This window comes from Natronorubrum bangense, assembly GCF_004799645.1.
In the GTDB taxonomy this organism is placed as follows: Archaea; Halobacteriota; Halobacteria; order Halobacteriales; family Natrialbaceae; genus Natronorubrum; species Natronorubrum bangense.
In genome coordinates, this window is record NZ_CP031305.1 from 2,253,619 (window position 1) to 2,266,310 (window position 12,692).

At 62.7% G+C, this 12,692-nt stretch carries 11 protein-coding genes; 9 read left to right on the forward strand and 2 right to left on the reverse strand.

Annotated features, from left to right (window positions below):
- Window positions 1–24 precede the first annotated feature (24 nt).
- The 8 genes from DV706_RS11240 (at window position 25) to DV706_RS11275 (ending at window position 8,440) form a co-directional block, all read left to right on the forward strand.
- Window positions 25–1,101: a TrmB family transcriptional regulator gene (locus tag DV706_RS11240; RefSeq protein ID WP_006067450.1), complete on the forward strand. Its 1,077-nt coding sequence runs from the start codon at window positions 25–27 to the stop codon at window positions 1,099–1,101.
- Window positions 1,102–1,279: 178 nt separating this feature from the next.
- A complete protein-coding gene (locus tag DV706_RS11245) occupies window positions 1,280–2,746 on the forward strand; it encodes an extracellular solute-binding protein (protein WP_006067449.1) in 1,467 nt (488 codons plus the stop codon).
- 2 nt (window positions 2,747–2,748) lie between these two features.
- The gene (locus DV706_RS11250; RefSeq protein WP_006067448.1) at window positions 2,749–3,765 is read left to right on the forward strand and encodes a carbohydrate ABC transporter permease; all 1,017 of its coding nucleotides are present in this window, start codon (window positions 2,749–2,751) and stop codon (window positions 3,763–3,765) included.
- Between the two features lies 1 nt (window position 3,766).
- Window positions 3,767–4,765: a carbohydrate ABC transporter permease gene (locus DV706_RS11255; protein WP_006067447.1), complete on the forward strand. Its 999-nt coding sequence runs from the start codon at window positions 3,767–3,769 to the stop codon at window positions 4,763–4,765.
- Window positions 4,766–4,767: 2 nt separating this feature from the next.
- A complete protein-coding gene (locus DV706_RS11260; RefSeq protein ID WP_006067446.1) occupies window positions 4,768–5,982 on the forward strand; it encodes an ABC transporter ATP-binding protein in 1,215 nt (404 codons plus the stop codon).
- Window positions 5,975–6,178: a hypothetical protein gene (locus tag DV706_RS11265; RefSeq protein ID WP_006067445.1), complete on the forward strand. Its 204-nt coding sequence runs from the start codon at window positions 5,975–5,977 to the stop codon at window positions 6,176–6,178. Before DV706_RS11260 ends, DV706_RS11265 begins: the two co-directional genes overlap by 8 nt.
- A gap of 60 nt (window positions 6,179–6,238) precedes the next feature.
- Window positions 6,239–7,321 carry a Gfo/Idh/MocA family protein gene (locus DV706_RS11270; RefSeq protein WP_006067444.1) on the forward strand — a complete coding sequence of 361 codons (1,083 nt, stop codon included), beginning with the start codon at window positions 6,239–6,241 and terminating at the stop codon, window positions 7,319–7,321.
- Window positions 7,322–7,477: 156 nt separating this feature from the next.
- Window positions 7,478–8,440, forward strand: a complete 963-nt coding sequence (locus DV706_RS11275) for a sugar phosphate isomerase/epimerase family protein (protein ID WP_006067443.1) — start codon at window positions 7,478–7,480, stop codon at window positions 8,438–8,440.
- Between the two features lie 93 nt (window positions 8,441–8,533).
- Here DV706_RS11275 and DV706_RS11280 read toward each other — a convergent pair whose 3' ends face one another.
- The gene (locus DV706_RS11280) at window positions 8,534–10,789 is read right to left on the reverse strand and encodes a GLUG motif-containing protein (protein WP_006067442.1); all 2,256 of its coding nucleotides are present in this window, start codon (window positions 10,787–10,789) and stop codon (window positions 8,534–8,536) included.
- Between the two features lie 372 nt (window positions 10,790–11,161).
- Here DV706_RS11280 and DV706_RS11285 point away from each other — a divergent pair, with 372 nt between their 5' ends.
- On the forward strand, window positions 11,162–12,331 hold the full coding sequence (locus DV706_RS11285; RefSeq protein ID WP_006067441.1) for a Gfo/Idh/MocA family protein: 1,170 nt from the start codon (window positions 11,162–11,164) through the stop codon (window positions 12,329–12,331).
- On the opposite strand, the gene DV706_RS11290 is transcribed toward DV706_RS11285, so the two are convergent.
- A complete protein-coding gene (locus DV706_RS11290; protein ID WP_006067440.1) occupies window positions 12,324–12,572 on the reverse strand; it encodes a hypothetical protein in 249 nt (82 codons plus the stop codon). The two genes, DV706_RS11285 and DV706_RS11290, sit on opposite strands and share 8 nt — an antisense overlap.
- Window positions 12,573–12,692: the final 120 nt, after the last annotated feature.

The window sequence follows — 12,692 nt, forward strand, 5'->3', positions numbered from 1 at the left end:
CGCCACTGCAGGTGAGAGTTTCTCATGGACAGTGACGAACTCACCGAGACACTCGAGGATGCGGGCCTCTCGCCGTATCAGGCCGACGCGTTCGTAACCCTGCTGGGACTGGGTTCTGCCTCGGCGACCGACATCGCACAGGCCAGTTCGGTTCCCGACCCGCGTATCTACGACGTCCTACGTGACCTCGAGGACGCCGGCTACATCGAAACCTACGAACAGGATAGCTTGCACGCTCGAGCGCACGATCCGGCGGACGTGCTCGCGGATCTCCGCTCGCGCGCCAATCGGTTCGAGACTGCAGCCGAGGAGATCGAAGATCGCTGGAGTCGACCGGATCTCGAGGATCACAAGGTCAGTATTGTCAAACGACTCGATACCGTCTTGGCGCAGGCCGACGAGCTGATTCGGGCGGCGACGAACCAGGTCCAGATCGGCCTGACACCGTCGCAGTTTCGTGACCTCTCGGATGCGCTCGCGACGGCCACCGAAAACGGCGTCGACGTGAAGGTCTGTCTGTTCCCACAGACGGGGGCCGAGCCGGAGCTCCCGTCGACCGACGAGCTTTCCCGGGCGTGTACGGAGGCCCGCTACCGAGACATTCCGTCGCCGTTTCTGGCGTTGATCGACCGGTCGTGGACGTGTTTCTCACCGCACGGTGGGTCGACAAACGAGTACGGCGTCATCGTCGATGATCGAACCCACGCCTACGTCTTCAACTGGTACTTCCAGACCTGTCTCTGGGAGGTCCACGAGACGATCTACTCGGCACGCGACGACGAGTTGCCGATCACCTACGTCGATCTCCGGCAGTGTCTCCGGGATGTCGTCCCGCTGCTCGAGGACGGCCGGCAGGTCGATGCGACGGTCCACGGCTTCGAGACGGATACAGGCCACGAGGTGACCCTGCACGGGACGATCACGGACAGCACCTATGCTGGAGTCTCGACGAGCGACGAGCGTGAGACGCCGCTCACACAGCTGGCAGGCGAAGCCTCGTTGACGCTTGCGACCGACGACGGAACGTATACTGTCGGTGGCTGGGGTGCGATGATCGAGGATTTCGAGGCGACACGGATCACGATCGAGTCGATCGACTGACTAATCGTCGTTCCGATTGCTGTACCGAGACCGAATTGACGGTGAGCTATCGGTATAGAGGGTGTGTAGCCAATTCTGGAACAGCCTACGCTCTCGTTTTCTCCGACCAGTTTGGTTAACTACACCTGTTGTACCTCACCAGTAATTATAAATAGCAGAGACTGTCATATTCTTTCCTATGAGTGATAGATACTCACAGGGGAATGAGAAAGTCGACTCGAGCGTCTCACGGCGGACGTTCGTCAAGGCAGCGGGCGCAGGCGGGGCCGCAGTCGGCCTCGCGGGCTGTATCTACGGTGATGCGTCGTCGGAAGACGCCGTCGTCTGGGGGATCGATCCGAACGCCGAGGATGAAGTCGGTGACGGTATCATCGAACTCCTCGAGGAGAACGGGGCCGACGGAATCGACATCCAGTTGCAACCCGGCGACGAGGACACGGGTGACCGACGGGATTCGTACACGAACCTGTTACAGGCCGAGGAGACACAACCGGACCTGTTCCTGATGGACAACGGCTGGGTGAACGTCTTCATCCAGCGCGGCCACATCGCCAATCTGAGCGAGGAACTCGACGACGAGGACCTCTCGCTCGTCGAAGACGAGTACTTCGAGTCCTTTACCGAGACGGCCCGCGATCCGGAGACGGGCGACCTCTACGGCGTTCCGATCTTCCCGGATTACCCGACGATGCAGTACCGCAAGGACTACGCCCGGGAGGCCGGCTACGACGACGATGACTTCGAGGAGTGGGCTACGGAGCCGATGACCTGGCAGGAGTGGGCCGAGATCACCGAAGAGATCGTCGAGGCTTCCGACGCGGAGTACGGGCTCGCAACCCAGTGGGACCAGTATGAGGGGACCGCTTGCTGTACGTGGAACGAAGTCATGTCCTCGTTCGGCGGCGCGTACTTCGGCGGCTTCGACAACCTCTTTGGTCCGGTCGGCGAGCGCGACGTGACCGTCGACGAACCCGAGTTCATCGAGGGACTGCAGATGATGCGGACGTTCGTCGCCGACGAAGCCGACGAGTACACCCTCGAGGACGAGTACCCGCTCGGCCTCGCCACCTCGGATATCACCTCGTGGCAGGAAGAAGACGCTCGTGAAGCGATCCTCGCGGGCGAGGCGGTCATGCAGCGCAACTGGCCATACGCGATCAATCAAAACCTCTCGAGCGACGAGGGTGACGACCTCACAGTCGACGAATACGGCGCGATGCCGATGCCCTACGCCGTAACCGAAGACGAGGCCACCCAGCCCGGAACGGGTGGGTCGACGTCCGCACTTGGCGGCTGGCACATCGTCCTCAACCCCAACTCCCAGAACAAAGAGGAGGCACTCGAGGTGCTTCGCGCGACGATGACCGACGAGTTCAACCTCGGTATGCTCGAGCTCTGGGGCTGGGTTCCACCGAAGCCACACCTGTTTGAAACCGAGGCGGCCGAATCGGTCGACCCGATGGGACACTATATGGACACGCTTCGAGTCGCCGGAGAGAACGCGATGCCCCGCCCCGTGACGACGGTGTGGCCAAACCAGGCCAGTCTTATCGCCGAGGAGGTCAACCTCGCCGTTGCCGGGGATAAAAGCCCCGAGGACGCAGCGGCTGATCTCCAGAACGGACTCGAAGACACGGAAGAGTAAGGATGGGCACCGAAGACCGGACGGCCGGCCCCACTCGACAATCGAATCGATCGGGACCGATCGTCACGATCACGCGCTGGATGGAGAACCTTGGCGAGACCGGGTTCGCCTACCTGCTGTTGACACCGGTAATGCTCCTGCTGGGGACGGTCGCGCTCTATCCGCTCTTGCGGACGTTCGAGCTGTCGCTGTATCAGAACGTGCTCTCGGACGACCCGGTGTTTGTCGGCCTCGAGAACTACGTCCAACTGTTCACTGGCGGGGCGAGTCCACGACTCCCCGGCTCGACGACGTTCTTACCCGGCGTGAGCACGAGCGGGAGCTTCCCGTTCGTCCACGTCGAGGGACTGCTTCGAAGCGCACTCGCGGTGACGCTGATCTTCACCGTCGTGAGTGTCTTCTTCGAAACGATCATCGGCTTCGGACAGGCGCTGGTCCTCGACCAGGACTTCCGCGGTCGGCGCTGGGTCCGCGCCGCGATCATCATCCCGTGGGCGATCCCGATCGTCATCCAGGGGATGATCTTCTATCTGATGTTCCACCCGTCGGCCGGGTTCCTGACGGAACCGCTGTCGAACTGGGGCATCGTCGCGCCAACGAATACGCTCAACGATCCGTTCAGCTCGCTGTTGATAATCACGGTCGCGGACATCTGGAAGACGACGGCGTTCATGGCGTTGCTCATCCTCGCCGGCCTCCAGAGCATCGACCGAAGCCTCTACGACGTGGCGAAAGTCGCCGGTGCGACCAAATGGCAACAGTTCAAACTGATTACATTCCCGCTGGTGTTGCCCGCCCTCGGGATCGCAGTGTTGTTCCGAACCATCGACGCGATGCGGATCTACGGCCTCATCGACTCGGTGTCGGGCTGTACGACCGTCCCGTCGCTGTCGTGTATGGTCGTCGCGACGTTCGACACAAACCGCGGCCTCGCGGCCGCCGTCGCGTTCGTCACGGCCGGCCTCATCGCGATCGCCGTGATGGGCGTCATCTACCAGCAGTACAAGGAGGGGCTCTGAAATGGGGGCCGCATCCGACTCCGCTCAAACAGCCGACGACGAGATGGGGCCACTCGAGCGGTGGACTCACGGCGTCGTCAACGATCAGGAAAAGCGCAACCGACTGTACAAAGCGCTGTTCTACGTTGCAGCGGCGTTTTTCCTCGTCACGACGCTGTTCCCGTTCTACTGGCTGTTAGTGTTGGCACTGACACCCAGCGTTCGACAGGCGGATTGGAACGTCTCGATCCCGCTGCTTGGCGAGGTCCCGTTCCCGACGCCACAGGGGTTCAACGTCCACGCGTTCGTCGAGGTGTTCCAACAGGTGCCGTTCCACCTCTACGTGTTCAACAGCTTCGTGCTCGCGACAGCAACGACGATCATCGTCTTGCTCCTCGCGAGTCTCGCCGGCTACGTCTTCGGCCGCCTCGAGTTCCCCGGCCGCGGCCTGATGATGCTCGCCATCCTGGCAGTGTCGTACTTCCCGCCAGCGGCGTTCCTGATCCCGCTGTTCGATGCGTTCCTCGGGAACGCAGTCGTCGTTCCGTTCCTCGGGATCGAACTGTTCGAACCGCCACGGCTCGTCAACACGCCGGGGTCGATGATCATGCCCTTTAGCGCGTTGTTCCTGCCGCTGTCGATTTTCATCCTCACCACGTTCTACGCACAGATCCCAGACGGGCTCGAGGATGCGGCACGCGTCGAGGGAACGACCAGACTGGGCGCGCTGTTTCGCGTGATCATGCCGCTTTCGGCACCCGGTGTCGCCACGGCGGCCGTGTTGACGTTCATCGCCGTCTACAACGAGTACTTCTTCAGCTCGATTATGGCGCTGAACAACCAGCCCGACCAGTGGTCGCCACTGGTGGGCGGGATCTTGAGCTACCAGACCCAGTATACGACGGACTTCAACCTGATGGCAGCCGCCAGCATCGTCGGCGTGTTGCCCATGCTGATCATCGTCGTGGTCGCACAGGAAAAGATCGTGAGCGGACTGACCGAGGGCGCACTCAAAGAGTAATCATGGCACGAGTACACTTAGACGACGTAACGAAACGCTACGAAGATATCATCGCCGTCAACGAGATGAACCTCGAGATTCGGGACGGCGAGTTCGTCTGTCTCGTCGGCCCCTCCGGCTGTGGCAAGTCGACGACGATGGAGACAATCGCCGGGCTGACGAAACCGACGGAGGGAACGGTAACGATCGGTGAGACAGACGTCACCACTCTGCCGCCGAAAGACCGTGGGGTCTCGATGGTCTTCCAGAACATCGCCCTGTTTCCCCACATGGACGTCTACGACAACATCTCCTTTGGCCTCCGACTGCGGAAGTTCGACAAAGACGAGATCGATCGTCGTGTCCAGGAGGCCTCCGATGTTGTCCAGCTCGAGGGAATGTTAGATCGGGAGCCAAACGAGCTTTCGGGCGGCCAACAACAGCGTGTTGCGATCGCACGCGCGATCGTCCGCAAACCCGACGTCTTCCTGATGGACGAACCCCTCGCCAATCTGGACGCGAAGCTGCGCGTCCACATGCGCACCGAACTCCAGCGACTCCACAAACAGCTGGATACGACGATCATCTACGTCACTCACGACCAGGCCGAGGCGATGACGATGTCCGATCGGATCGCGGTCATCAACGCCGGCGAACTCCAACAGATCGATCCGCCGCTGGTCTGTTACAACGAGCCCGCAAACCGGTTCGTCGCCGGTTTCATCGGTTCGCCGTCGATGAACTTCGTCGAGGGCGAGCTGACCGGCGACGGACTCACGACCGACCACTTCGACCTCGAGTTCGATCCGACCGATCTCGACACGGCTGCAGATGACGTCACGATGGGCGTTCGGCCGGAGGACATCTACCTCGAGCGCGAGGCCGACTCGGCGACGAGCACGTCCGAGACGATCGAGGCGCGAACGGACGTCCTCGAGCCGATGGGTGATGAGATCTTCATTTACCTCTCGCTCGACGGCGCGAGCAGCGAGATGATGACCAGCGACGAGGCCTCGACCGCGTCGAACCAGCTCCTGATGAGCGTCGATCCGGACACGGAGATCGAGGCAGACGAATCCGTGTCGGTCGTTCTCGATCGATCGAAGATTCACCTGTTCGAGACAGCCTCGGGAACGGCGATCACGCACGGAATCGCTGCGCTTTCAGCCCAACAGTCGCCAGCGGCGGGCTCGTCGGGCGTCGCTCCGGAGGCCGAATCGGGAGGCCAACATGAGTGAGGTCGTCGCGCTCATCTACTACGGCGGGCTGACGGTCCTGTTTTTCTTCTGGATCTACGGGATCGTCTCGTTCGCACTCGACGTCAAAAACAAGATCATCCCCGTACTGCTGCAGTATCGACGCGCAAGAACCGAACGCAGCCGACAACAGGAACACGACAATGAGAGACAGGAACGAGAAGAGCAGTTGTACTGAGCGCAGCGACGACGCCCGGTCGCAGCGAGCCCCCGACGCGACCGAACCAGTGGAGGAGCGATGACATCGGAGCCGCCAGCCGTCCGAACCGGCATCGTTGGCCTCGGCAACATCGGCCAGTATCACGCCGATCGCCTCGAGGAACTCGGTGTTCCGATCGTCGGCGGGATGGACGTCTCGGCCGAGGCCCGCGACCGGTTCGCCGAGCGCTACGACGTCGATGTCTACGACGATCATCACGACCTCTACGACGTCGCCGACGCCGTCGTGATCACGACCCCGAACAAGTTCCACGAGGCCTACGCCGTCGACGCCTTCGAGCGCGATCTCCATACGCTCCTCGAGAAGCCACTGGCACACTCGGTCGAGAGCGCCGAACGGATCGCCGCGGCGGCTGAAACGACTGACGGAACGTGCATGATCGGCTTCAACAACCGGTTCCGAAACACGGTTCGGCTCCTCAAAGAGCGAATCGACAGCGGCCAACTCGGCGAGATCACCCACGTCGAGGCCAACTACGTCCGCCGGCGTGGCATCCCCGGCCGCGGCTCGTGGTTCACCCGGCGCGAGATCTCCGGCGGCGGCGCGCTCATCGACCTCGGCGTCCACGCCATCGACCTCGCGCTGTACTTACTCGGTGAACCGACCGTCGAGGAAGTCTCGGGTGTCACCCGATCGGAGTTCGGCTCCCGCGAGGAGTATACGTATCTCGAGATGTGGGGCGACGACAGCGGTCCTGACGCGTTCGACGTCGACGACTCTGCCAGCGGCTTCATCCGCTGTGCGGACAACCGAACGATCTCACTCGAGGTTGCATGGGCCACGAATCGGCCGCCGACCCACGACTTCGTCGTCCGAGGAACGGAGGCCGCGGCCCGATTCGACCTGCTCGAGAACGAACTCACGATCCACTCGGCGAGTTCCGACGGCGCTGATCACTTCGTCGATACGACGATCGAACCGGCGGAGAACGATCCACACGCGGACGAACAGCGGGCGTTCTTCGAGGCAATCGACGCCGGGCGAACCGTCGGTGGCGGCGTCGAGCAAGCGCTGACCGTACAGCAGATCGTCGACGCCATCTATCGCTCGAGCGAGGACGGGCAGACGGTCGCGGTGAAAGAGCCCCCACGGGCTCACTAACACCGGACGCCGGACACACGCACGCATTCGGCGTGGTCCGGACCAGCGCGTTCGCTCTGGAAGAGAACGAAATCGGCATGTAGAGGCATGTCTGGAATTTAATTCCAATATCAAATCCGATGAATTTATACGGAGAAAGCGCTTCAATGCCTCTGTATGGATATCGGCGTTCACACCCCACCACTGGCAGATGAATCGCTCGAGGGAGCCCTCGACTACCTTTCTGAGATCGGCGTCGACGCAATCGAACCCGGCGTCGGCGGCTACCCTGGCGACGCCCACCTCGTCCGCCGAGACTACCTCGACGACGAGGACGCCCAGGCAGAACTGCACGACCTCCTCGACGAGTACGATATGCGCGTAAGCGCACTTGCGACCCACAACAACCCGCTGCATCCGGACGACGAGCAGGCCGAAACCGCGGATACGGAACTGCGCGAAGCGATCCGTCTCGCCGACCAGTTCGGCGTCGACACCGTCACCTGCTTCTCGGGCCTGCCGGCCGGCGGCCCCGACGACGAGGTGCCGAACTGGATCACCGCCCCGTGGCCGAGCGAACATGCCGACGCCCACGAGTACCAGTGGGACGTTGCGATCGAGTACTGGGCCGACCTCGCGGCGTTCGCCGACGACCACGGCGTCGACCTCGCGCTCGAGATGCACCCCAACATGCTCGTCTATGAACCCCACGGGATGGCTCGCCTGCGCGAGGCGACGAACGAACGCGTCGGTGCGAACTTCGACCCCTCACACCTGTACTGGCAGGGGATTTCGATCACCGATGCGATCCGCTATCTCGACGACGCGATCCACCACTTCCACGCCAAGGACACGCGGATCTACGAGGAGCAGGCCCGGGAGAAAGGCGTTCTCGACACGACTGACTACGACGACGAGCCCAACCGGTCGTGGCTGTTCCGTTCGGTCGGCTACGGCCACGGCGAAGAACACTGGAAAGACGTCGTTTCGACGCTGCGGATGGTCGGTTACGACGGCGCGCTGAGCATCGAACACGAGGACTCGCTGACCAGTTCGCGGGAAGGCCTCGAGAAGGCAGTCAACCTCCTCGAGCGCGCGGTCTTTCGCGAACAGCCCGGCGAGGCCTACTGGGCCGAGTAACCGTTTCGACCGTCGGCCCCGCTGCTCCGTTCGGTCCTCACTCGCCAGCGATCGGTGGTAGGATCCGAACCTCGCTTTAGCAACGGACAGGCGTCATTGCCCGAGGATCGCCTGGCTCTCGAGTTGCGCCTCGCGCTCGATCTCTTGGAGGATCGGGTAGCCGTCACGAGTCACGTCCGCATCGGTTCCGCTGACGCGGTCCCACGTGCCGTCGAAGTCGAACGCGGCCACCAGCGCCTCGTCCAGATCGTCGCCCTGCATTCGTTCGGTGTCGAGTCCGTTGTCGCCCGGTGATCCGGCGCTCTGGGTCTGTCCCGTTGCGGTCACGTCCCAGTAAACCTCGTCTACAGCGCCATCGTTCACGCCGATAGCACCGCCGACATCGACGGCACCGTCGACCGGACCAGCCGCGTAGGACTCGGTGATTTCGCTGCCGGATTCGTTCTCGCCGACGAGGCCACCGACCTCGGCGTCACCACAAACGTCGGCGATGGAGTACGACTGGTCGATCGTCGCTCCGTCGTTGTTCTCACCGACGAGGCCGCCAACCTGCTCCTTGCCGTCGACGCTTCCCGCGGCGAACGATCGTACGATTTCGCCGTCGTCGTCGTTCTCGCCGACGAGGCCGCCGACCTCCTCGACCCCGATGACGTCGCCAGTAGCAAACGAGTCCTCGACGGTGGCGTTCTCGTCGTTTGTCCCGACCAATCCGCCGATCTGTTTTACGTGACCGGTAACGGTACCCGTCGCGTGCGATCGGGCGATCAGCCCGCCGACTTCGTCTCCGTCGTCGTTTTCGCCGACGAGGCCGCCGACCTCTTCGTCCCCGCTGACGTCGCCGGTCGCGACGGAGTCCTCGATCACGCCACCTGCGTTGTGCTGGCCGACGAGGCCGCCGATCTCCTCGCTCCCGTTGGGGGCGTCCGAGGCGTCCACATCCCCGTGGGCTGCACACCGCTTGATGATGCCGTTGTCGTCGTTCTCGCCGACCAGTCCGCCGTACTCGCCGATCAGTCCCACCGAGTCCGCCGACGCCCGCACGTCGCCGAACGCTTCACAGTCCACGACCGCGGTGCCGTTGTCGAAGGAGGCATCAACCTCTCCGACAAGTCCCCCGATATCGTTGGTGAAACCGAGGACGTCCCCGCGGGCGACGGAGTCCTCGAGGCGTGCGCCGTTTCGCATCTGGCCGATGAGCCCGCCGGCCTGCCCGACAGCGTCGTTGGGTTCGGCCGCCGGCTCTTCTCCTTCCTCGACGAAGACGTCCGCCTCACAGCCGATGACGAGCGCGACATCCGATTCGTCGACCCCGTCCTCGACGCCGCCGTCGACCTCGCCGATGAGGCCGCCGACGAACGCGTCGAACTCGATTTCGTCGCGGCGTTCCAGAAGGACTGCGCCGTCGTTGATGACGTCACCACCGATCGCCGAACATCCATCGACGGTGCCGGCAAACATCTTGCCGATCAACGCGCCGGTGTCGGTCAGTCCGGTGATATCGACGTCGCGGAGTTCGACGCCCGACACGTGGGCAGTGTTCGTCGCGCCGAACAGCCCGACCTGGTTCCGCTCGCGGTCGATACAGAGTCCGTAGATCTCGTAGCCGTCGCCGTCGAGCGTCCCGGTAAACGGTTCGTCGTCGACGATCGGCTCGTTCGGAGCGCCGTCCTTGTCGACGCCGCCAAGTTCGCCATCCGTGCCGATCGGCTCGAATCCCGAACCGTCGTTCCACACGCGAGTCACACTCGCGTCGATATCGGCAACGAGGCGATACGTGCCGTCGAGTGGGATGCCCGCTGCGGTTTCGATCGCCTGGAGTTGTTCGACAGTCCCGACGTGGTCGCCGTCGGTCTGTGCGTCCTCCGCGATCCCGTAGGCGACCGCGACGTCCTCGCCGTCGACGTCGACGGTGGCCTCGATCTCGGCGTCCGTGAACGTAAAGTTCACGTCCGTTCGTGAGTCGCTGACCAACCGTTCGGCGGCCGCGTACAGACGTTGTCCGTCGAGTTCGAACTCGCCGTTGAGGACACACACTACGCGCACGTCCGTCGGGGAGACACCACAAACCTCGAGCGAAAACGCACCGCCATCCGTCTCTTCGGTATCGAGCACAGTCCCATCGTCGGCCAGCGCCCGCACAACCGCACCGTCGACGCTCGTGCCCGGAACCGATGTGGCGGCTGCGTTCCCTCTCGCTGGTCGCTTCTCGAGGACGTCAGCCGCCCGACCCGGATTGTCTCTCACTGCCGCGTTCCCGTTGCCGGGGTTCGCTGCGACGACGACGGTTCCCTCGATCGTCGTCGACTTGCTGTTCTCAGCTGTCTGCTCGGCTCGAGCCTGTGATGCCATACCAGGGCTGGAGAGTAGTCCGATGCCAGCCGCTCCTGTACCGACGCCGTGTAACAGTGTCCGTCGTCTCACGGTGATCGCTGTCCGTCGTTTGTATTTAACATCTTATATGAGTGATATATGGCCGTACAGGAGCAGCTGCGGACACGTTTTCCAGCAGTATTTCTACAGCATTGTACGAGGTGGTCCCGTGGGCTCCGAAGACATCTCGAGTCAGACAGAGAGCTATCGGTTGTGTTCCCTGACCACTGGACTTGTCTTGAAACAGAACGAAGAAAAACGACAACCGTCTCTCGAGTCGATTCATCACGGATCGTGAGACTGTCACTCGTGACGAAAAGCACTAACTACACCTATTGTGAATGAGTATGCATGACGCTCGAAGTCGGTGTACTCGGCTATCGGTTTATGGGGAAAGCCCACGCAAACGCCCTCTCGCGGCTCTCGATGTTCTTCCCGGACGCGCCGGACGTCGAGCGCAGCGTGCTCGTCGGCCGCGACGAAGACGCCCTTTCGGACGCAGCGGACCAGCTCGGATTCGAGTCGATCGCGACCGACTGGGAAGCCGTCGTCGACGACGTCGACGTCTTCTACAATCTCGGGCCGAACCACGTCCACGCAGAGCCCTCGATCGCTGCCCTCGAGGCCGGAACGCCGGTCTTCTGTGAGAAACCCCTCGCGCCGACGCTTGCCGAGGCCGAACGAATGGCCGACGCCGCCGCCGAGGCTGGCGTTCCCAACGGTACCGCGTTCAACTACCGCTTCGTCCCCGCGATCCAGCACGCAAAGGGGCTGCTCGAGGCCGGCGAACTTGGCGAAATTCACCACGTACGCGGGCGATACCTCCAGGACTGGCTGGTCGATCCCGAGGCCCCGTGGTCGTGGCGAAACGACGCGGAGATGGCAGGGTCGGGTGCCCTGGGCGACCTCGGTGCGCACACGGTCGATCTGCTTCGCTTTCTCGTCGGCGACGACGACCTCGCCGGCGAGATGGAACGCGTCAGCGGCCACCTCCAGACGTTCGTCGGTGAGCGACCTGTGGACGGAAGTGATGAGATGCGATCCGTGACCGTCGACGACGCCTACTCCGCGCAGGTCGAGTTCGAAAACGGCGCGATGGGGACTCTCGAAGCCTCTCGGTTCGCGACGGGGCATAAAAACGACCACACGATCGAGATCCACGGCTCGAAAGGCAGCCTGCGATTCTCCCTCGAGCGACTGAACGAACTCGAGGTACTGCGGGCCGACGAGAATCGCGGCTACGAGACGGTGCTGGTCACCGACGAGAGCGATCCGTACGTCGACCACTGGTGGCCGCCGGGACACGTCTTGGGCTGGGAACACACCTTCGTCCACGAGAACTACGAGTTCCTCAGCGCAGTGGCAAGCGAGTCGTCGGAGACGCCTCGAAACGAAGGCGGTGAAACCGCCGGAGCTGGTGATACGTTCGAACCCAGCTTCGCGGATGGTCTCGCTGCCCAGCGCGTGCTCGAGGCAATCGAAGCGAGCGACGAGAAACGTGAGTGGGTTTCGATCAGCTAGACTCGACGCGAATTACCGTATCGATCTCGTCGTATCGAACGCTGCTGTCAGTGGGTGAGTGGCCGTCGAGTTCCAGATACCCCGGTGTGATATCGGTCACCGTGCCGGTATGGTTCGGGTCGTCGCCGTCGGTCCGTTCGCGGTCCCAAATTTCGACGGTATCGCCCGTCGTCACGTGTTGACGGACGAGTTCCGCGGCGCGATTTTCGTCGGCGTCCGGCGGGATAGTGAGTTCGGTCATCGTCGGTCCGGAGAAGGGGCGCAAGCGGTGTAAGCACCGACTCGTCAGCGGCCGGGCGCTTTTAGGCCGTCGGACATAGTTGCCACTGAGCGTCACTGCACACCCTCTCGCACGACAGTT

What these genes read in the sequence shown, in the direction of transcription:
- DV706_RS11240 (WP_006067450.1), top strand. Translation starts at nt 25, where the DNA reads ATGGACAGTGACGAACTCACCGAGACACTCGAGGATGCGGGCCTCTCG.
- DV706_RS11245 (WP_006067449.1), top strand. Translation starts at nt 1,280, where the DNA reads ATGAGTGATAGATACTCACAGGGGAATGAGAAAGTCGACTCGAGCGTC.
- DV706_RS11250 (WP_006067448.1), top strand. Translation starts at nt 2,749, where the DNA reads ATGGGCACCGAAGACCGGACGGCCGGCCCCACTCGACAATCGAATCGA.
- DV706_RS11255 (WP_006067447.1), top strand. Translation starts at nt 3,767, where the DNA reads ATGGGGGCCGCATCCGACTCCGCTCAAACAGCCGACGACGAGATGGGG.
- DV706_RS11260 (WP_006067446.1), top strand. Translation starts at nt 4,768, where the DNA reads ATGGCACGAGTACACTTAGACGACGTAACGAAACGCTACGAAGATATC.
- DV706_RS11265 (WP_006067445.1), top strand. Translation starts at nt 5,975, where the DNA reads ATGAGTGAGGTCGTCGCGCTCATCTACTACGGCGGGCTGACGGTCCTG.
- DV706_RS11270 (WP_006067444.1), top strand. Translation starts at nt 6,239, where the DNA reads ATGACATCGGAGCCGCCAGCCGTCCGAACCGGCATCGTTGGCCTCGGC.
- DV706_RS11275 (WP_006067443.1), top strand. Translation starts at nt 7,478, where the DNA reads ATGGATATCGGCGTTCACACCCCACCACTGGCAGATGAATCGCTCGAG.
- DV706_RS11280 (WP_006067442.1), bottom strand. Translation starts at nt 10,789, where the DNA reads ATGGCATCACAGGCTCGAGCCGAGCAGACAGCTGAGAACAGCAAGTCG.
- DV706_RS11285 (WP_006067441.1), top strand. Translation starts at nt 11,162, where the DNA reads ATGACGCTCGAAGTCGGTGTACTCGGCTATCGGTTTATGGGGAAAGCC.
- DV706_RS11290 (WP_006067440.1), bottom strand. Translation starts at nt 12,572, where the DNA reads ATGACCGAACTCACTATCCCGCCGGACGCCGACGAAAATCGCGCCGCG.